This window comes from Erwinia wuhanensis (genome assembly GCF_030484085.1).
GTDB classification, from domain to species: Bacteria; Pseudomonadota; Gammaproteobacteria; order Enterobacterales; family Enterobacteriaceae; genus Erwinia; species Erwinia aeris.
In genome coordinates, this window is record NZ_JAUJUH010000001.1 from 836,384 (window position 1) to 854,936 (window position 18,553).

Below are 18,553 nucleotides of genomic sequence, written 5' to 3' on the forward strand. Positions count from 1 at the left end.
CCGTAATTTTTTTAGAAAGAGTGGCAAATTCCGGCCGCTCTGCCCAGCTATTTCTGTGATAACTGTCACATCAGGCGCTGGTCAGGGCGCCATCAAATTGAACGAGTCCGCGCCGGAAGACTGTAAGGTTACCGGCGGCGTCAGCTTCAGGGTGATCCAGTTCGAGGTCACCCGCTGCTGCCTGCTGTCCTCGACGGTCACCGACAGATGGTATTCGTTGGTCGCTTCCGGCGAGCTGTCCCAGGCCGGAACAATGATGCTCCAGCCGTCCGGGCTGACGTTGTTGGCAGGCGGCGTCAGGCTCAGCGCCTGGGTGTCGCCCTGCCAGCTAATCGCCTTCAGCGGATTCGCCTGGCGAATCTGTAGCTTCAGGGGCAGCGTTTCGCCCGGCTGCACCTGCCACGGCGGCGTTGCCAGAAACACCGACAGCGTTTTCCGCTGGCGGAACTCCATCACCGGCAGATTACTGCGCGTTACCGCGTCGTAGCGGCTGCCGCTGAGCGAACGCGCGGCGGCCACGTTATCCGCCGACAGCTGCTTGCTCAGCGCCACACCGATCTGATAGTTCATTTTTAGCCCGAGCTGATCCTGCGTTTCGCCGCTGTCCGCCGTCTTATGCGAGGCGGTCAGCGTAAACAGCGGCACCGGCGTATAGCTAACGCCCACTTTAATTGCGGCAGGGTTGCTGCTCTGCGTGCCGCTGTTGAACAGATCGACATTGTCGCCCAGATAGCGTTCGTAGCTGAGCGAGACGCCGAGCTGCTGATAGAAAGGCAAATAGCCCTGCGTGGTGATGTCGTAGCCGCGCGCCATCCGCATCTCCTGCGTTGTCGAACGCTGCCGCCAGCCGGAAAGCGGCTGATAGTAGTTGGCGGAAAAGCGCAGATAGTGGCTCCAGGCCTCTGCGCCCAGCGATCCGCGCCGCTGGTTTTCGGTAAACAGCTCGTCGACAAAGGCGTTATAGCCCAGCCGCCAGCTACCGGTCAGCCAGCGCTGGCCAAGCCCCGCGTTGCCGACCAGCCCGTCATCCGTCTGCTCAACGCCCAGCTGGCTGAACGTCAGATACTGATAGTTATCCTGCCACGGCGTAAGCAGCTGCGCGGACGAGCCGTCGAAATTGCCGTTGCTGTCCACCAGCAGCGATAAGTTGGCCTGACCGTAGGGAGAAAGAAGCTGTTGCCCTTCGTTTTCAACGCGCTTTGCCGCCTCGTCGCGGAAATGATTAAAGGCCCAGGCGCCCGCCTCGCTGCTCAGCGATTTATCTTCATCGCTGTTCATACTGGCTTCGCCGATGCTTTTCATCGCCTGCGCGATACGCTTTTCCAGCGCCTGATCCGAACCGCTGCTGCTGCTACCGAGATCGGGCAGCTCACGGGCGAAGCGGGCAGGATCGGCAAAAGGCGCGTCGGCGACGCGGGTCTCCGTCATCAGCGCCTGAGCAAGCGGCGACAGGGCCAGCAGCCCGGCTGAAACCAGCGCTCTGGCGGGAATGGGAAAGGCAGTTATTTTTTTCATCACGTTATCAGCGGTCGTTAAGCCTTTTTCTGAATAAGAAACCTGGATGTAGATCACAAAAAACTAGCTTAACACTTTTATTTTGTCAGCGGCACCCGCCGTGCCTGCTGGCAGAGCGGCGAATTATCAACCAGACTTTGCGCTAACCTCTTAACCCGGAAACCTCTGATGAAAAAAAGTCTGCTCGCAGCGCTGCTGCTGACGGCCGCGTCCGCGTCTGCCGCCCCGGTTTTTACGCTCAGCTCCCCCGACTTTAACGATAACGCGCTGATGGCGAAAAAATTCGCCGGCGCCGCCAAAGGCAACGCCAGCTGTACGGGAGAAAACATTTCGCCGGCGCTGAGCTGGAATAACCCGCCTGAAGGCACCAAAAGCTTTGCGCTGGTGGTGACCGATCCTGTAGGCGCTAAGGGGCTGGGCGTCGATCATCTGGTGGCCTACAACATTCCTTTTCAGCGCACCAGCTTTGCCCAGGGCGAGCTGACCAGCGGCAAAGGCTATACGGGCGGGAAAAATTCGCCGGGCACTCTGCGCTATCACGGCCCGTGCCCGCCGGTCGGCAGCGGCGAGCATCATTATAACTTCACGCTGATCGCCACCGATTTACCGGCAAATGGACTGGAGCAGGGCTTAACGCGCGAGGCGCTGTTTGGCCGACTGAAGGGCCATACGCTGGGCGCCGCTGGCCTGATTGGACGTTTCGGCAACGGTTAACCGGGAGCGTTGAGCGCATACGCTCCGGTATGCTTTATCCCGTAAGGATTGCCATTACGAGCCAGGCACCCCGGCGCGGTTAGTATGATGCGCCAGGCGTGCCGGCATGGTCAGCCACCGTTGTGCCATGGCGACCAAAAGTGACAGCGTCACTTATAGCCTGCGGATCGGTAACCAGGCAGGAAGGATTTAGCCCGATGAGAGAGGAATAAAGGCACCGCTAATGCGCGTTCGATTCGCCTGTTTGAAAAAGAGGAACAGGCAATATCCGGGCACTTTATTCCGCTAAACGGGCCAATATCGCCGGGCGGCTGTCAATAACATGTTACGCCCCCGTTCGCAATTGTTCCCATTCTCAAAAGCGTCATGTAGACTAAATACAAATTTATCTTTCTGTAAAACAGAATGATTTTCACGTGGCGGCCCTGCCGTCCGTGAAGAGTGGATTGTAGCCGTAACCACTGACGATATTCACGAGGATCAATGTGAAAATAAGCATCGCGTTAACTCTGCTGGCAGCGCTCGCCCTGTCGGCCTGTAAGGCTCCTGCTCCTGCCGTCACGGACGATACGCTGGTCACTTCCAGCGTCGACGGCGTGACCCTGACGCATCGTCATGCGATCCAGGCTCCTCAATCCTTTACGCCAGTCAATGAAACCTATCGGGCGCTGTACAACGCTTCCGTTATGAACCGTCCTGATTTCGGCGGCAGCCTGGTTCGCTACCTGGAAAACGGCAAGCCTTTCACCGTGCTGGGCGAGGTGGAAAACCACTGGCTGGCTATCGCCGAACCGGACCAACAGGAGCTGATCGGCTACGTACCTTTCAAAGCCGGCGTGAAAAGCGAACTTTATGACGCCACGCTGCGTAGCGATCGGCCACGCCCGCGCAAAACCAAAAAAGTGTGCGTTGACGTCGGCGGACAAAGCAAAGCCTGTCGCAATAACGACACGGCCACCTGGATCCTGGAATAGGCGCGGTCCGCAGGGATCGCCCACTCAGAGAAAGCAAAAGGCGCCTTGCCCGCCACCTGGATGAGAAAGTAAAGCCTGATGACCCCGGAACACCATGCTGACGCGCCTGCCACCGTCAGCCAGGAAAACCCGCTACTCGCCGCCGCCGCGCCTTTGCTGAACGCAATTGTGCAGATCCGCCTGGCGGCAACCCATGACGATCCCGCTGGCCTGCGCCAACAGCTGGTGGATGAGATCCGCCAGTTTGAGACGCGCTGTAAACAGGCTGGCCTGCCGTTCGATATGATTATCGGCGCCCGTTACTGCCTGTGCAGCGCGCTGGACGAGGCCGCGGCCCAGACGCCCTGGGGCACGCGCGGCGTCTGGTCGGGCAACGGCCTGCTGGTGACGTTTCATAATGAAAGCTGGGGCGGCGAAAAAGTGTTTCAGCTGCTGTCCCGCATCTCGCAGACGCCGGCGCAGCACCTGTGGCTGCTTGAAACCATCCACTATTGCCTGCTGCTGGGCTATGAAGGCCGCTACCGCGCGGTAGAGCAAGGCCGGTTGCAGCGCGACGCTATCCGCACCCGTCTGGCCCAGCTGATTACCGACACGCGCGGCGCGCTGCCGCCGCCCATGCAGCCGCAGCCGCAGCAACCCGTCGGGCAAAATACGCTGTGGCGTCCGCCGGTTCCGCTTTGGGCCAGCGTGGCGCTGGCCGCTTTTCTCGCCGGTCTGATCTACTCGGGGCTTAACTGGCGGCTGGGCAATGCCGCTGAACCGCTGCTGCGTGCCATTTGGGAAACGCCGCTGCCCAGTAACGAAATTGCCCGTAGCAGTTCGGCTCAGGCGCTGCTGGATCTGCGGCAACGGCTGGACGACCTGATTGCGGCACGGCAGCTCGACGTGGCCGACGGCACTAACGGCAGCAAGGTCATTATCGCCTCTGATAAGCTTTTCCGCCCAGCGGGCAGCGATCTGCTGCCTGAAGGCCGCGCGCTGATCACTCGCGTTTCGGCCGCCATGGACAATATCAAAGGCACCGTGCTGGTCAGCGTCTATACCGATAATCAGCCCGTGCGCTCTGCCCATTTCGCCTCTAACTATGAATATTCGCTTGCGCAGGCCCATACCGTCAGCGCGCTGATGCGTCAGCAGATGCTGGAGCCGAATCATCTTATCCGCAGCGAAGGCCGTGGCGACAGCAATCCGCTGCTGCCCAACGACAGCAGCGAAAACCGGGCGCGCAATCGTCGGGTAGAAATCGTGCTGTTACCGGCACCTGAAGTCCAATCCAGTCAGGCGGAGAAATACTGATGCCTTCCCTTCTCTTTTCTCTTTTTTCCAGCCGCTTGCTGTGGGGCTTTTTCGGCATTACGGCGCTTTGCGCGCTGATCTGGATGACCGGGCCGCTGCTGTCGCTGAACGATATTCACTGGCTGGAAAGCAGCATTAACCGCCAGATAGCCATTGGCCTGTGCTATTTTTTGTGGATCCTTTTCCAGCTGATCCCCCAGCTTTATCGCGCCTGGTTTAACAGCAAGCTGCTGAACAATCTGCAAAAATATAACCTTGACCACGCCGAGCAGGCGGCGGCGGAAGAGCTGCTCAGCGCGCTGTTCAGCGAGGCGGCGACTCTGCTGAAGAAAAAGCATTTTCCCGGCCGCAATCGTCATCGCGGCTGGCTGCAACGGTTTAGCGCGCAGTATCTCTATCAGCTGCCCTGGTACATCATCGTCGGCGCGCCGGGCGCGGGTAAGACCACGGCGCTGCTGAATTCCGGACTGGAGTTCCCGCTGGGCGACACGCTGGGCAGAAGCGCGCTGCGCGGCGTAGGCGGCACCCGCCACTGCGACTGGTGGTTTACCGAAGAAGCCGTGCTGCTGGATACCGCCGGACGCTATACGCTACAGGAGAGTCAGCGCGCCAGAGACGCCAGCGAATGGCAAACCTTTATCTCGCTGCTGAAGCGCTACCGCGCCCGCCAGCCTATTAACGGCGTGATCATGACCATCAGCGTGGCCGATCTGCTTAGCGATTCGGCCGACGCGCGCTACGTGCAGGCAACCGCGCTGCGCAGCCGCATGAAAGAGCTGCACCAGCAGACCGGCATTCACTTTCCGGTGTATGTCATGGTGACCAAAACCGATCTGCTGAAAGGATTTATGAGCTACAACGGCTCTCTGGATAAAAGCCAGCGCGACGGGATCTGGGGCTTTACCTTCCCGTGGGAGCCCGATCGCCTCAGCGAACCGACCATTGGCGCCCAGTTTGACCGGCAGTTCCGCGAGCTGACGGCACGCCTTCAGGCCGATTTGGCCGGAAAGATGGCAAAAGAGAGCGATTTGACCCAGCGCGCGGACTGCTTTTTGTTTCCGCAGGAGTTTGCCTCGCTGCGGCCCCTGCTGGCGGAGTATCTGGAGATCGTCTTTGCGCCGGAAAAAGAGGGCCTGCCCTGGGCGCCGCGCGGCCTGTTTTTCACCAGCGGCACGCAGGAGGGTCTGCCTTTCGACCGCATTATGGGCGAGCTGACGCGCAAGCTACAGCTGCCGCAGGCCACCAGCCACTCTATCGCCAGTTGGGATACGGTGCACCGCAACGCGCCGATCCCGGCTAATAAAGGGCAAAGCTATTTTATCCATTCCCTGCTCAGGGATCTGATTTTCCAGGAGAGCGGCCTTGCCGGCAGCGATCGCACCTGGGAACACCGTAATCGGCTGCTGCACTGGGCCAGCTACGCCTCGCTGGCGCTGGCGCTGCTGATCGCTACGCTGTTCTGGACCACCAGTTATTATAAAAATCAGCGCTATCTGCAGCAGGTGGAGGCCCGCCTTGAGCCGGTTGATAAGCAGGCGCAGCGGCTGGTGAACAATAACACCGGCGATATCCTGGATCTGCTACCCTTCTTAAATAGCCTGGTTGCCCTGCCGCAAAGCGACAGCTTCTCGCTGGACGATCCGCCGTTGAGTATGCGGGCGGGGCTTTACCGTGGTGACCAGATCGGCACGGCCGCGCTGGGCTTTTATCAAAATGCGCTAAAGACGCTGTTGCTGCCGCGAGTGGCGCAGAATATTACCGAGGCGCTGCGTAATGATAAGGGCGACGACAGCGATTTCAGCCGCAACGCCCTGCGCGCTTACCAGATGCTTTATCAGCCGCGCAGCTACGATGGCGAGTTCTTACGCGGCTGGGTGATGCAGAATTTGCAGCGAACGCTACCCGCCAGCGTAACGACCCGGCAGCTTCAGCAGCTGGACTGGCATTTAAGCCAGCTGTTGGATCGCCAGATCCAGACCTCGCCGTTTGTCAGAGACAACGCGCTGATTATGCGCAAGCTGGCCGTGAGTATTGACAGCGCGGGCAAGCAGGACGCCGGCACCGCGGCAACCTCTGGTTCGTCGGTTCAGGCCACGAACCCTTAGCGGGAAAGGGGATAACCATGACGGAAAAAAGCGAGCTGGGTTGGTACGGCAAGCTGCCGGGCACCGGCGATTTTTTACAGCGTCGTCTGCCTGAACCCATCGTGGCCAGCTGGTCAAACTGGTTCCAGCTCGGCTTATCGCACTGGTATCAGCATGGCGAAGCCGTAGGCGAACTCTTTAGCCGCGCGCCCGTCTGGAATTTCGCCCTGCCCGCCACGCTTGGCGTACAGCGGGTACAGATTGGCTGCCTGTTACCTTCGCGCGATCGCGTTGGCCGCAGCTGGCCCCTGCTGGCGCTACAGAGCGTGCCGGTCAGCCACTGGCATCCGGCGCAGCTTGCCGTTTCCGGCGACTGGTTTCGGGCGCTGGGCGAAGCGCTTCATCACGCGGTTTCGCAAACCTGTACGCCGGCCCAGCTTGAGCAGGCGCTGTTGAGCCTGCCGCCGCTGTCGCTGCCCGATACCAGCCGCTCCGATATTATGGACGTGATCGGCTATCAGGATCTTCCCTGCACGCTGGCCTGGCATGAGGTAGCCAACCGTTTTGACCCTATGCGCTATACCAGTTACTGGTGGACTAACCAAAGCGACGGCTATCCGTTAGCCAGCCATAAACACAGCGGTAATCTTACCGCCCGGCTCTTTACACAACTTTTTGACCCGGCCGCCGTAGCGCAGCCGGGTCGTCATGGACTCTATCCACCGATGTTTGAATAGGGTGACCGAATGACCCAGGTTTCAGGAAAAGCGCATGCGATTTACCCTTGTTGAGAGCAAAACCGAGGCGCCCGTTAACGTCTGTGATTTTGCTCCGCCCGGCGGCACAATAGGCCGAAGCGTAGATAACGATTTGGTTTTGCCAGACAGCGAACGCGCGATTTCACGTCTTCAGGCCGTGGTGCACGTTGCCGGGAACGGCGAGTGCAGGCTGACCAATCATGGCAGCGTGATTGCGATTTTACATAACCATGTCCCGCTGGCGCGCGGTAAGCAGATCCTGCTGCAGCACGGCGATCTGCTGGGGATCGGTGACTATCAGATTGCGGTGAGCGATCCTACCCGCATTGAAGAAAAGCCCTTCAGCGACGTTGACCCGCTGACGCTGTTTACCGAGGATCGGGCGCTGCCGGAAGATCCCCTGGGGATCCTGAACGAACAGGTGCCGATTGTCGTCCCGGTGGAGCGCGAGCCTTCGCCCGTGCGGCAGCAGCACCGTCCCGGCGATGCCCGTTTGGGTATCGATCCTGTCGCTCACGAGCCTGCCCAGGCCGAACGCGCCGCCGGCGCAAGCAACGAGCAGCGTCTGCTGGCCGCGCTGATGGAAGGGATGGGGCTGGAAAGCGGGCCGGGAAAACCGCCTTTTACCGAAGAACAGATGCGTACTACGGGCAGAATGCTGAGCCTGTTTTCGCAAGGCACCGTCGCCCTGCTCTCTTCCCGCTCGATCCTTAAGCGCGGCGTGAAGGCGGAAATGACCATGATCCTGAACGAGGCCAATAACCCGTTCAAGATCCTGCCGTCGGGCAAAACGGTGCTGATGCAGATCTATCAGAGCCAGATGCCGGGTTTTATGCCGCCTGAACAGGCGGTACGCGATGCGCTGGTCGATTTGCAGGCGCACCAGCTGGGCATGATTGCCGGGATCCGGGCGATTATCGCCGCCATGCTGCAATCGTTTAATCCGCAGCGGCTGGAGGATCATGCCCGCCGCGACGGCAATCTGCCGCGCATTGGCCTCAGCGCCATAAAAAAAGCCGCCCTGTGGGACTATTTTTTGCGTCACTATCAAAATACCTCTGGCGAAATTGAGGATGATTTTCATACCCTTTTTGGCGACGCTTTCCTACAGGCCTATGATATGGAAGTGAATCAGTACAAAGATTCGCAAATCAGACCGGAACAAGAATGAAAATAAATCATGCCTCCACGTCGCAAACGGGCGCGCGTGAGAGTAATCAGGATGAAACCGGCGTGCGCGTAGGCGAGCACTCAGCGTGTTTTCTGGTCTGCGACGGCGTTGCCGGCACGGCTGGCGGCGAACAGGCTGCCCGCATCGCCCGCGACGTATTGCTGACGCACGCTGACGATCGTCCTTTTACCGCCTGCGACAGCAAAGCATGGGTGGAGGATGCGGAAGAAGCGATCCGCCTAGCGCAGAGGAAAAATCTGAATTTTGAGCGGATGAGCACCACGCTGGCGGCCCTGTTTATCGACCGCGATCGGCAGCTGGCCTGGTGGGCGCACGCGGGCGACAGCCGGGTTTACCACTTCCGCCGCGGGTTTATCCATTCTGTGACGCGCGACCATAGCCTGGCCCAGCAGCTAAAGGATGCTGGTGTAGATAATACCGGTATTAACAGTAACTTACTTTATAATGCTCTTGGCGCAGAAGGGACACAGCCCGTCAGCTACAGTGAAGTGATGCCGCTGGAGGATGGCGACGTCTTTCTGGTCTGCACCGACGGCTTCTGGTGCAATTTGCAGCCCGGCGAGATGGAGCAGGCTTTGCGCATGGTCAGCTCGCCCCATGAATGGCTGGCGCTGATGCATAAAGCGATCAATCGCAGCGAGAAAAAAGATAATTTAAGCGCGGTAGCTGTCTGGGTTGGCTCGCCGCAGGATACCACCCTGTTACAATCGATGGCGGATTCCGCTCGCTTTCTTCCGTCGCGTGATTAACCAAGGAACGCTATGAAATTCTGGTTGCCGGCTGTCACACTGTTGTTTGCAACTACCGCTCAGGCGGAAGACTACCGCGTGGTCTATTCTCCCAGCCTGGCGCTGGAAGTCTTTATCGATAACGTGGAAAGTAATGCGCCGAAGGACTGGTGTCAGGAGAATATCCCTCTGCGCATCGTCTCGGGCAAAAGCAAAGAGTCGAACGTGCTCAACACTTTTTTGCCGCGCGTAGGCAAGCTGCTGAATAACCAATGCGGCAAGCTGAGCGAGCTGCCGTGGCAGATGACCAACGAGGCGGGCTCGGTGCTCGCTTCCGGCACCGCCGCAAAAGTGCAAAACTGGCGGCCGATCGTTATTGCCGACGGCACCGCTGCGGCCACCGCCAGCAACGCGGAACCGCTGGATTTGTCGCAGCCTGCCAACAGCGCGCCGCTGCAGCATTTCGATCTGCCGGGCGGCTGCCACTTCCGCACCTGGTGGGACGAACGAGGCCAGTCGCTGTTTATTCCGGATGCCCGCCATCTGAGCTGCTCCACGGAAGGCTGGCTGGAAGGCAAAAGCGAACTGACGCTGGCCAGCAACGGCAAGACTCAGGCGATCCCCGTACAGTTTTATCAGGGCTTCCCTTTACGTAACCTGCACCCGTCGCCGGGCGAGCTGACTATCGTCGCCGCGAATAACCAGCGCCTGGTCGTGGCCAAAAAGAGCGCGCCGGACAGCTGGCTGCTGCTGACGTTTAATCCGCAGCTGCACGTCTGGTCTTTTGAAGGCGCGCTGCTGGTGAAAATGAGCAAAAGCCAGGCGAACGATGCCGCGCTGCTGAAAAATCGCGTTGAGGCGCTGCGCAAAACGTGGGGCGCGTTGACCAATCCGCAAGTGAAAATAAATGTGCTGCTGGTGAACGACCTGCATGCAGATCTGGCCGATCCGGCTATTGGCGCCTGGCGCACCGTTAACTGACTGCATTTTCCCGCAGGGTGAAAAGTCGCTAACGCTTAGAGAGTGTTTACTATGTCGGCAAACGATAAGAAAAACGTGCCCAATGCCCTTCCGGCCGGGCACCGTTTTAACGAATTTGAAATCAAAGAGGTTATCGGCGGCGGCGGCTTCGGCATTGTTTATCGCGCCTGGGATCATCTGCTGGAACGCACCATCGCTATTAAAGAGTATCTGCCGGTATCGCTGGTTTCGCGCGATGAGAACCTGACTATCGCGCTGCGCGGCGAACGCTATCAGAAACTGTTTACCGCCGGGCTGAACAGCTTTATCCAGGAAGCCCGCCTGCTGGCCCGGTTTAACCATCCCGGCCTGCTGCACGTGCTGCGCTTCTGGGAAGAAAACGGCACCGCCTATATGGGCACGCTGTACTACAGCGGCATGACGCTAAAGGAGTGGCAGCTGGGCAGCCCTGAAACGCTGACCGATGCCTGGATCCGCCAGCTGCTGCCGCCGCTGTTCGGCGCTATCGACACCATCCATCAGGCGGGCTATCTGCATCGCGATATCTCGCTGGACAATATTCAGATCCAGGATAACCAGCTGCCTGTGCTGCTGGACTTCGGCTCCGCCCGCAAGACCATCGGCAACCTTTCCGACCAGACGGAAATCATGCTTAAGCCAGGCTATGCGCCTATCGAGCAGTACAGCGAAGAGAGCGACAGCGATCAGGGGCCGTGGACGGATATTTATGCGCTGGGCGCGGTGCTGCACACGCTGGTGACCGGCAATCCGCCGCCGGTCAGCGTGGTTCGCTGTATCGAGGATCGCTACCAGCCGCTGACCCAGCTGCGTCCTGAAGGATTTTCGCTGCCTTTGCTGAATGCGATTGACCGCGCGCTGGCGATGAAACCGCAGGATCGTCCGCAGACTGTCGATGAGTTTGCCGCGCTGATTGCGCTGCCGGTAAGTACGGTAGAAGAGCTGGTGACCAGCGTGACCAGGGTGCCTGAAGAGATCGTGACGCCAATCGTGACGCCAGAAGTGCAGCCGGAACCGCCAGCTATTACCGTGGCGCCCGCCTCGGCCAGTGCGGAGTATGCCTCGCTACGCCACCACAAACTGGCGAAACCGCTGATGATTGCCGCTGGCGTCGCGCTACTGGCGCTGATCGGGCTGGTCGTCGCGCTTAACCATGGCGATGACGCTTCCGCGCCGGAACAGTCTGCTGCGGCCGATAATGCCGGAGGCGCGACGCCATCGACCGCCGTCACGCCTGCGGACAAGCCGACCATCGCCACGGTCTATCTCAAGCTGACCAGCGGCGAAACGGTAATGCTGAACGGCAAACCTGTCGAGGCGAAGCCGAATACCAGCGGTTACGCCGCGCTTAATCTGTCTGCGGGACATTATACTATTGAGGTCCACGCTGCCGATTCTGCCGTGCATACTCAGCAGCTGGATATTGATAAACCGGGCACCTGGCTGATCAATCCCGGCTCCTGAGGACGCGGCTCAGCCGGCCAGGTCGTTGTGGTAGACCTGAAGATCGCGGACGCGCTGAACCAGATCGGTCAGGCAGTCATCATAAAGCCCGCGCCTTTTCAGCTCCTGCTCCAGCGAAAAAAGATATTGCGCGTTGGTGCCCAGCGGCCCGCTGGCCTGAGCAATCAGCGGCGCGATAGTCTGCGGGCAGGAGTCGGCCTCATACAGCGCGTGACGCGGATCCATAACAAAGGCCAGTGCCGTCACGCTGCGACCGTCGGCCAGCTTCAGCTCGCACCAGGTCGGCAGGTAGCAGCCGGTAACCATCTCGCGTTTCCACAGCAGCTCCAGCTCCTCGGCCAGCTTCGCTTCCGGCAGGCGGAAGGCCAGCCCGGTGGTGCTGCCGCCCTCTTTCAACGCCAGCATCCGCCCCGGCTGCTGGGCGGTGCCGCGTCCGGCGGTAAGCCGCAGGCAAAACGCGCGATGCCAGCCGTTTAGCGTGCCTTCCGCTACCTCATCGGACTCGAATACCGGGTTCCACATCAACGAACCGTAGCCAAAAATCCACACCGGACTGTGATCGGGACGGCAGGCCAGGGTAGCCGCCAGCGAGGCTGCTCGCTGCTCGCAGGTCCACAGCAGCGATTCCTCAATGGCGCCAAAGGCCGTTTTACAATCTGCTTTGGCCAGGAAGTCTCTTGTTAACATTCGCCCTCTCCGCTACTGCCCGTTCCCTGCTGCATTTGTTGTGACATAAATGTGTCGTTACGCTTACCTGACCTTAAGTCATTTCAGGCGTGCCGATCAAGTTTGAAGCGCGTCACAAAAGAATAAATTTACCTTAGGTTTATCATCGGCGGCATAACGGGGAACTTCAGGGTGACGGCGGAGAAAAATCAGGGGTGACGGCGAGGACAGACGAGGCTGCCCGCGACGAGCAGCCCGACGGCATTCAATGCTTCTTATGCCACTTATCATCGTCGCCCTTTTCATACTGGTTTTTAACGGCTGCCCACGCCACCTTGTGCGCTACTTCTTCGCGCGACTCATCGCCCCGACGATCTTTCTTCTCTTTGTATTCATCCCAGGCGCTGTTAAACGCCTCCTGATAAATGTCCTGCGCGTGAGCGGGCAGCACGTTTTTGACACTGTCAGGCAGGGATTCTCTTGAACGGTATGGCATTATCGATCTCCTTGTTATCAGACGTTTTAAGCCTGGAACAAATTCGCCGCGGATGCCACTTATCTCTTTTCAGTGAGGTCATATAATAACTATTACGTAACAGTCGTTTATCTCGGTAAAATTGCTGAATCTCCGCTTTAACAGTCATGATAAAAAGCAAAGAGGGATAAAAAATACTATTTGAATCAATATAATTACAGGGAAATCCCGAGTTAAACCCAGCCCGGATAATTATCAGGTTATTCAGGTAAAATCATGTAAAGTTTACCATCAGTTAACCTTACTGCCGTTACACTGCGGGCGGTTGTTATATAATCAATGCACACAGCAATGGTTGCGTCTGTTTCGCAGTTGGACGGTCAGAAAAGGAAATATTGCCTATGAGCGCGCAAGAAAGCGTCAGAACACGTCATAAAGAATCATCCCTGGTCCTGCCGCTCGCGGCCCTGGTTATCCTGTGGTTTTGGGGCGCCTCAGAATCTTTACCGGCCATCATCGGCATTAATTTGCTGGCGCTGGTGGCTATCCTTAGCAGCGCGTTCAGCGTGGTGCGACACGCGGACGTGCTTGCGCACCGCCTCGGCGAGCCTTACGGTTCGCTGATCCTCAGCCTCTCCGTAGTGATCCTGGAAGTCAGTCTGATTTCCGCGCTGATGGCGACGGGCGATGCGGCGCCGATGCTGATGCGCGATACGCTTTACTCTATCGTGATGATCGTAACCGGCGGGCTGGTGGGCTTCGCGCTGCTGCTGGGCGGGCGCAAGTTTGCCACCCAGTACGTTAATCTGGCGGGCGTAAAGCAGTATCTGATCGCTATTTTCCCGCTGGCCGTGCTGGTGCTGGTTTTCCCCAACGCGCTGCCGGAAGGCAATTTCAGCGCTGGCCAGGCGCTGCTGATTTCCGCCATTTCTGCCGCGATGTACGGCGTGTTTCTGCTGATCCAGACCAAAACGCACCAAAGCCTGTTCGTTTATGAGCATGAGGACGAGGGCGACGACCCGCATCATGGCAAGCCGTCCGCCCACTCCAGCGTCTGGCATACCTGCTGGCTGCTGGTGCACCTGGTGGCCGTGATTGCCGTCACCAAAATGGATTCCAATACGCTGGGCGCGCTGCTGACCGAACTGAACGCGCCTGAGCAGTTCACCGGTTTCCTGGTGGCGCTGCTGATCCTCTCGCCGGAAGGCCTGGGCGCTATTAAAGCCGTGCTGGCGAATCAGGTGCAGCGTGCGATGAACCTCTTTTTCGGCTCGGTGCTGGCTACCATCTCGCTGACCGTGCCTACGGTAACCATTATCGCCACGCTCACCGGCCAGGAACTGATTTTCGGCCTGGAGCCGCCGCACATGGTGATTATGCTGGCCTCGCTGCTGCTGTGTCAGATCTCTTTTTCGACCGGCAGAACCAACGTGCTGAACGGCGCGGCGCATCTGGCGCTGTTTATCGGCTATCTGATGACGGTGATGCTGTAGGCGTTACGGCGCAAGATATCGCGGCCTGAGGGAAAGGCGGATAACGACTCTGCGGTTAAGGTATGAGATACGGCGTGACTCGCAGATCTGCGGTGACAGGATGTGAGGCGAATTGATTAACAGGTTAGCTGTTCAGGCCGGCGCCCTCGGGGCAGCCGGCCTGATTTTTATCAGCTGCTGGTATCCAGCGCCGGGAAGTTTTTCACCAGATCGTCAATCGCTTTAATCTGCATCAGGAAAGGCTCCAGCTTGTCCAGCGGCAGCGCGGACGGGCCGTCGCATTTCGCATTGGCCGGATCCGGATGCGCTTCGATAAACAGCCCCGCCAGGCCGACCGCCATACCGGCACGCGCCAGCTCGGTAACCTGACCACGGCGACCGCTGGAAGCGGCACCAAACGGGTCGCGGCACTGCAGCGCGTGCGTCACGTCGAAAATGACCGGGCTACCGTTGGAAACCTGCTTCATGACGTTAAAGCCCAGCATGTCCACCACCAGGTTATCGTAGCCGAAGTTCGCGCCGCGATCGCACAGGATAACCTTCTCGTTGCCGCCTTCCGCGAACTTCTCAACGATGTTGCCCATCTGACCAGGGCTGACGAACTGCGGCTTCTTGACGTTGATGACCGCGCCGGTTTTCGCCATCGCTTCCACCAGATCGGTCTGACGCGCCAGGAAAGCAGGCAGCTGGATCACGTCAACCACGTCGGCCACCGGCTGCGCCTGGCTGGCTTCGTGCACGTCGGTGATAATTTTCACGCCGAAGGTCTGCTTCAGCTCCTGAAAAATCTTCATGCCCTCTTCCAGACCCGGCCCACGATAGGAGCGAATCGAAGAACGGTTAGCCTTGTCGAACGAGGCCTTAAACACGTAAGGGATGCCCAGCTTCTGGGTCACGGTGACGTAGTGCTCACAGATACGCATAGCGAGATCGCGCGATTCCAGTACGTTCATACCGCCAAACAGCACGAACGGCAGATCGTTTGCAACCTTAACATCACCAATGCTAACGACTTTTTGTTTCATCTCTTCGCCTTATTCTTTGTTTAACAGATTAGTGCAGCGTGATCTGTTTCTGTTCAATCGAATGGATCTGTAATTTAATCATTTCGCTGACCGGATCTTCCGGGCACTGTTCAACAAAATAGGTCAGATCGCTTACCGCCACATGCTCGCAGTCCAGCTGCGCGAAAATCAGCCCGCGATCGCGGATTTCATAAGGATCGTCCGGGTCCATATTGACCAGCACCTGGCTGACCTGCAGCGCCAGCTCCATCTGCTTTTCTTCCATCAGCGCGGCTTTCAGCGTATCCAGCATCTTGTTCAGCACCAACTGCGGCTCGGCCTCCTGTAGATCGTCGTCGTACAGTTCAGCGACCGGGCCGATATTGCCCTTCAGCCACACTTCCAGCGTGTGCTCATCCAGCGTTTCGCCGTTAAAGGGATTGATCAGCCACATCTCTTCGTCAATCCAGTCGGCCCGCAGAATAAGCTGCGTGGGAAAAATCACCGGCATCAGCGGCAGCGAGAGTTCGTGAGCGATATGCAAAAAGATCACGCCCAGCGAGACGGCGGTGCCCTGGCGGGTTTTCAGCACGTTATCCAGCCACAGCGTGTCGGACAGGCGGTAAACGCCGCTCGCGCCGCCGAAGCCCCAACGCTGCCAGAACAGCTCAATCAGTTTCTCCAGCTGCAAATCCTGCTCCAGCTGTAATGGAATGGTGGCGCGCGCTTCTTTAACCAGCTCCGCCAGCTGCTTCTTCACGTCTTCAGCAGGAAACTCAGGACGGATGGCCAGCGTGGCCGCAATTACCGCCTCGCACAGCGGGGTCGCTGTGTCTTCTTCAGTTGCTATCGACGTCATACATTCCCCAACAATGGCATTTTTGTGGTGGCCAGATGGTAAATCATTACCAGCATCGCGGCCGCCACGATAAAAGCTATCCAGCGCGTTTTTTGCGCGCGTGGTTTGCGCCCAAGGGCAATAAAGCCAAGCGCGATATAGATAATAACGCCAAACAGCTTTTCAGTCAGCCATGCGCCCTGAGGCGTAAAGGGATAAAAGTGCGTTATCGCCACCAGCATCGCGCCCGAAAGCAGCAGCAGCGTGTCGTTAAGATGGGGCACGATGCGTACCCAGCGCTTTTGCAGCATCCCTGAGCCGGTCTGAAGCCAAAAGAAACGCAGCAGAAACAGCGTGGCGGTAAGGATTACCGTCAGCAGATGCAAATTTTTTACAGCACTGTACCAGTCAGCCATTTATTTTCCCTCGTTCAGGGTTTTTGCGCATAAGTTACGCGGTCATTGCCGCCATAATCCCGGGCGGTGGCGACGTTAACAAAACCGGCCGCCCGCAGGATCGCCTGCACGGCCTGCGCCTGTTGCCAGCCATGCTCTAACAGCAGCCAGCCGCCGGGCAGCAGCGCCTCTCCCGCCTGAGCGGCGATAATCCGGATATCAGCCAGGCCGCCATCCGCCGCCACCAGCGCGCTTTGCGGCTCAAAACGCACGTCGCCCTGCCGCAGATGTTCGTCGGCTTCATCAATATAGGGAGGATTGCTGACGATAACGGCAAAGCGTTCGCCCGCCAGCGCGCTGAACCAGTTGCTGAGGCGAAAAGCGGCGTTATGGATGCCAAGACGTTGCGCGTTGCGCTGCGCCAGCTCAACGGCGCCCTGGATGCGATCGACGCCGGTGACGCGACAGTCGGGCCGTTCACTGGCGATAGCCAGCGCGACCGCGCCGGTACCGGTGCCCAGATCCAGTACCGCCGCCGGTTCGGCAGGAAGATGTGCCAGCGCCTGCTCCACCAGCAGCTCGGTGTCCGGCCGGGGGATAAGCGTATCGGGGGAAACGCTGAGCGGCAGCGACCAGAATTCACGCTCGCCGATCAGGTAAGCAATTGGCTCGCCATTGACGCGGCGAGCCAGCAGCGCAGCCAGACGATCCTGCTCGCTTTGGGTCAGCGCCGTCTCGTCAAAGGCGATTAGCCAGCTGCGGGAGCGGCCGGTAACAAAGCCAAGCAGGATCTCCGCGTCTCTTTTCGGGCTTTCACTGCCCGCCAGCTCGGTAATGGCTCCTTTCAGCCACTGGCGAATCTCCATTACTCCTGCTCGGACAGGGCGGCCAGCTGGTCTGCCTGATACTCCTGCACCACAGGCTCAATCAGCATATCCAGCTTGCCCTGCATCGCTTCGTCCAGACGGTAGATGGTCAGGTTAATGCGGTGATCGGTAATACGACCCTGCGGATAGTTATAGGTGCGGTTGCGGTCGGAGCGATCGCCGCTGCCCAGCAGGTTGCGGCGCGTTGAGGCTTCTTCCTGCTGACGACGGGCGCTTTCGGCCGCGCGAATGCGGGAACCCAGCACCGCCAGCGCCTTGGCTTTGTTTTTGTGCTGCGAACGCTCGTCCTGACACTCCACCACGATGCCGGTCGGCAAGTGGGTAATACGGATAGCGGAGTCGGTGGTGTTAACGTGCTGGCCACCCGCGCCCGATGAGCGGAAGGTATCGATTTTCAGATCGCTCGGGTTGATATCCGGCAGCTCGGCTTCCGGCACTTCCGGCAGCACCGCAACGGTACAGGCGGAAGTGTGGATACGGCCCTGCGATTCCGTTTCCGGCACGCGCTGCACGCGATGGCCGCCGGACTCGAACTTCAGGCGGCCGTAGGCGCCTTCGCCGACGATTTTGGCGATCACTTCTTTATAACCGCCGTGCTCGCCCTCGTTGGCGCTCATCACTTCCACTTTCCAGCGGCGCGATTCCGCATAGCGGCTGTACATGCGGAAGAGATCGCCAGCGAAAATGGCCGCTTCGTCGCCGCCGGTGCCGGCACGCACTTCCAGATAGCAGTTGCGCTCGTCGTCCGGATCTTTCGGCAGCAGCAGCACCTGTAGCTCCTGCTCCAGCTGCTCGCTGGCCTCACGCGCCTCTTTCAGCTCTTCCTGCGCCATATCGCGCATTTCCGCATCGTTAAGCATCTCTTCGGCGGCGGCGATATCTTCCTGATTCTGCTGCCAACGACGGAAACACTGGCTGACATCGGTCAACTGCGCATACTCGCGCGACAGCGCGCGAAATCGCTCCTGATCGGCAATCACGCCAGCATCGCCCAGCATCGCCTCGACTTCCTCGTGGCGTTCCTGCAAGGCTTCCAGTTTGGCAACAATAGAAGGCTTCATGAATATTCCC

General features: G+C 58.8%; 18 protein-coding genes. 10 read left to right on the forward strand and 8 right to left on the reverse strand.

Features of this window, described 5'->3' with window-relative positions; all coding sequences use genetic code 11:
• Nucleotides 1-81: 81 nt before the first annotated feature.
• The gene (locus tag QZH36_RS03800; RefSeq protein WP_253454485.1) at nt 82-1,515 is read right to left on the reverse strand and encodes a YchO/YchP family invasin; all 1,434 of its coding nucleotides are present in this window, start codon (nt 1,513-1,515) and stop codon (nt 82-84) included.
• A gap of 168 nt (nt 1,516-1,683) precedes the next feature.
• On the opposite strand from QZH36_RS03800, the gene QZH36_RS03805 reads away from it, so the two are divergent.
• The 9 genes from QZH36_RS03805 to QZH36_RS03845 all read left to right on the forward strand — a co-directional run bounded on the left by QZH36_RS03805 (nt 1,684) and on the right by QZH36_RS03845 (nt 11,724).
• Nucleotides 1,684-2,229, forward strand: coding sequence for a YbhB/YbcL family Raf kinase inhibitor-like protein (locus tag QZH36_RS03805; protein WP_301251773.1), 546 nt, complete (start codon nt 1,684-1,686; stop codon nt 2,227-2,229).
• Nucleotides 2,230-2,714: 485 nt separating this feature from the next.
• Entirely contained in the window at nt 2,715-3,203 is a 489-nt protein-coding gene (locus QZH36_RS03810) for an SH3 domain-containing protein (protein ID WP_125289727.1), read from the forward strand.
• 78 nt (nt 3,204-3,281) lie between these two features.
• Complete coding sequence (gene icmH / locus QZH36_RS03815) at nt 3,282-4,499, forward strand: type IVB secretion system protein IcmH/DotU (RefSeq protein ID WP_253454487.1); 1,218 nt, start codon at nt 3,282-3,284, stop codon at nt 4,497-4,499.
• On the forward strand, nt 4,499-6,604 hold the full coding sequence (tssM, locus tag QZH36_RS03820) for a type VI secretion system membrane subunit TssM (RefSeq protein ID WP_301251771.1): 2,106 nt from the start codon (nt 4,499-4,501) through the stop codon (nt 6,602-6,604). Before icmH ends, tssM begins: the two co-directional genes overlap by 1 nt.
• 17 nt (nt 6,605-6,621) lie before the next feature.
• A complete protein-coding gene (tagF, locus tag QZH36_RS03825; protein WP_253454489.1) occupies nt 6,622-7,320 on the forward strand; it encodes a type VI secretion system-associated protein TagF in 699 nt (232 codons plus the stop codon).
• A gap of 34 nt (nt 7,321-7,354) precedes the next feature.
• Nucleotides 7,355-8,512, forward strand: coding sequence for a type VI secretion system-associated FHA domain protein TagH (gene tagH, locus QZH36_RS03830; protein WP_253454490.1), 1,158 nt, complete (start codon nt 7,355-7,357; stop codon nt 8,510-8,512).
• Nucleotides 8,509-9,282 carry a PP2C family protein-serine/threonine phosphatase gene (locus tag QZH36_RS03835; RefSeq protein WP_301729680.1) on the forward strand — a complete coding sequence of 258 codons (774 nt, stop codon included), beginning with the start codon at nt 8,509-8,511 and terminating at the stop codon, nt 9,280-9,282. The genes tagH and QZH36_RS03835 overlap by 4 nt, the downstream gene beginning before the upstream one ends.
• A 12-nt stretch (nt 9,283-9,294) precedes the next feature.
• Nucleotides 9,295-10,242, forward strand: a complete 948-nt coding sequence (locus tag QZH36_RS03840) for a hypothetical protein (protein WP_253454492.1) — start codon at nt 9,295-9,297, stop codon at nt 10,240-10,242.
• 51 nt (nt 10,243-10,293) lie between these two features.
• Nucleotides 10,294-11,724 (forward strand): serine/threonine protein kinase, encoded by a 1,431-nt coding sequence (locus QZH36_RS03845; protein WP_301729681.1) that lies wholly within the window; start codon nt 10,294-10,296, stop codon nt 11,722-11,724.
• Between the two features lie 9 nt (nt 11,725-11,733).
• On the opposite strand, the gene QZH36_RS03850 is transcribed toward QZH36_RS03845, so the two are convergent.
• Complete coding sequence (locus QZH36_RS03850) at nt 11,734-12,411, reverse strand: gamma-glutamylcyclotransferase (RefSeq protein WP_125289719.1); 678 nt, start codon at nt 12,409-12,411, stop codon at nt 11,734-11,736.
• Nucleotides 12,412-12,655: 244 nt separating this feature from the next.
• Nucleotides 12,656-12,886, reverse strand: coding sequence for a putative cation transport regulator ChaB (gene chaB, locus QZH36_RS03855; RefSeq protein WP_253454495.1), 231 nt, complete (start codon nt 12,884-12,886; stop codon nt 12,656-12,658).
• A 380-nt stretch (nt 12,887-13,266) separates the two neighbouring features.
• Here chaB and chaA point away from each other — a divergent pair, with 380 nt between their 5' ends.
• Nucleotides 13,267-14,358: a sodium-potassium/proton antiporter ChaA gene (gene chaA / locus QZH36_RS03860; protein ID WP_125289717.1), complete on the forward strand. Its 1,092-nt coding sequence runs from the start codon at nt 13,267-13,269 to the stop codon at nt 14,356-14,358.
• A 170-nt stretch (nt 14,359-14,528) separates the two neighbouring features.
• Here chaA and kdsA read toward each other — a convergent pair whose 3' ends face one another.
• The 5 genes from kdsA to prfA are packed head-to-tail and all read right to left on the reverse strand — an operon-like array spanning nt 14,529 to nt 18,543.
• The gene (gene kdsA, locus QZH36_RS03865) at nt 14,529-15,383 is read right to left on the reverse strand and encodes a 3-deoxy-8-phosphooctulonate synthase (RefSeq protein WP_125289716.1); all 855 of its coding nucleotides are present in this window, start codon (nt 15,381-15,383) and stop codon (nt 14,529-14,531) included.
• Between the two features lie 28 nt (nt 15,384-15,411).
• Entirely contained in the window at nt 15,412-16,221 is an 810-nt protein-coding gene (sirB1, locus tag QZH36_RS03870) for an invasion regulator SirB1 (protein ID WP_253454497.1), read from the reverse strand.
• Nucleotides 16,218-16,616, reverse strand: coding sequence for a SirB2 family protein (locus tag QZH36_RS03875; RefSeq protein WP_125289714.1), 399 nt, complete (start codon nt 16,614-16,616; stop codon nt 16,218-16,220). The genes sirB1 and QZH36_RS03875 overlap by 4 nt, the downstream gene beginning before the upstream one ends.
• A 14-nt stretch (nt 16,617-16,630) precedes the next feature.
• Nucleotides 16,631-17,461: a peptide chain release factor N(5)-glutamine methyltransferase gene (prmC, locus tag QZH36_RS03880; protein ID WP_301251768.1), complete on the reverse strand. Its 831-nt coding sequence runs from the start codon at nt 17,459-17,461 to the stop codon at nt 16,631-16,633.
• Complete coding sequence (gene prfA / locus QZH36_RS03885) at nt 17,461-18,543, reverse strand: peptide chain release factor 1 (RefSeq protein WP_253454499.1); 1,083 nt, start codon at nt 18,541-18,543, stop codon at nt 17,461-17,463. Before prfA ends, prmC begins: the two co-directional genes overlap by 1 nt.
• Between the last annotated feature and the right edge of the window lie 10 nt (nt 18,544-18,553).

Bases quoted from the DNA above. Each gene is read 5' to 3' on its own strand.
- QZH36_RS03800 (WP_253454485.1), bottom strand. From the start codon at position 1,515: ATGAAAAAAATAACTGCCTTTCCCATTCCCGCCAGAGCGCTGGTTTCA.
- QZH36_RS03805 (WP_301251773.1), top strand. From the start codon at position 1,684: ATGAAAAAAAGTCTGCTCGCAGCGCTGCTGCTGACGGCCGCGTCCGCG.
- icmH (WP_253454487.1), top strand. From the start codon at position 3,282: ATGACCCCGGAACACCATGCTGACGCGCCTGCCACCGTCAGCCAGGAA.
- tssM (WP_301251771.1), top strand. From the start codon at position 4,499: ATGCCTTCCCTTCTCTTTTCTCTTTTTTCCAGCCGCTTGCTGTGGGGC.
- tagF (WP_253454489.1), top strand. From the start codon at position 6,622: ATGACGGAAAAAAGCGAGCTGGGTTGGTACGGCAAGCTGCCGGGCACC.
- tagH (WP_253454490.1), top strand. From the start codon at position 7,355: ATGCGATTTACCCTTGTTGAGAGCAAAACCGAGGCGCCCGTTAACGTC.
- QZH36_RS03835 (WP_301729680.1), top strand. From the start codon at position 8,509: ATGAAAATAAATCATGCCTCCACGTCGCAAACGGGCGCGCGTGAGAGT.
- QZH36_RS03840 (WP_253454492.1), top strand. From the start codon at position 9,295: ATGAAATTCTGGTTGCCGGCTGTCACACTGTTGTTTGCAACTACCGCT.
- QZH36_RS03845 (WP_301729681.1), top strand. From the start codon at position 10,294: ATGTCGGCAAACGATAAGAAAAACGTGCCCAATGCCCTTCCGGCCGGG.
- QZH36_RS03850 (WP_125289719.1), bottom strand. From the start codon at position 12,411: ATGTTAACAAGAGACTTCCTGGCCAAAGCAGATTGTAAAACGGCCTTT.
- chaB (WP_253454495.1), bottom strand. From the start codon at position 12,886: ATGCCATACCGTTCAAGAGAATCCCTGCCTGACAGTGTCAAAAACGTG.
- chaA (WP_125289717.1), top strand. From the start codon at position 13,267: ATGAGCGCGCAAGAAAGCGTCAGAACACGTCATAAAGAATCATCCCTG.
- kdsA (WP_125289716.1), bottom strand. From the start codon at position 15,383: ATGAAACAAAAAGTCGTTAGCATTGGTGATGTTAAGGTTGCAAACGAT.
- sirB1 (WP_253454497.1), bottom strand. From the start codon at position 16,221: ATGACGTCGATAGCAACTGAAGAAGACACAGCGACCCCGCTGTGCGAG.
- QZH36_RS03875 (WP_125289714.1), bottom strand. From the start codon at position 16,616: ATGGCTGACTGGTACAGTGCTGTAAAAAATTTGCATCTGCTGACGGTA.
- prmC (WP_301251768.1), bottom strand. From the start codon at position 17,461: ATGGAGATTCGCCAGTGGCTGAAAGGAGCCATTACCGAGCTGGCGGGC.
- prfA (WP_253454499.1), bottom strand. From the start codon at position 18,543: ATGAAGCCTTCTATTGTTGCCAAACTGGAAGCCTTGCAGGAACGCCAC.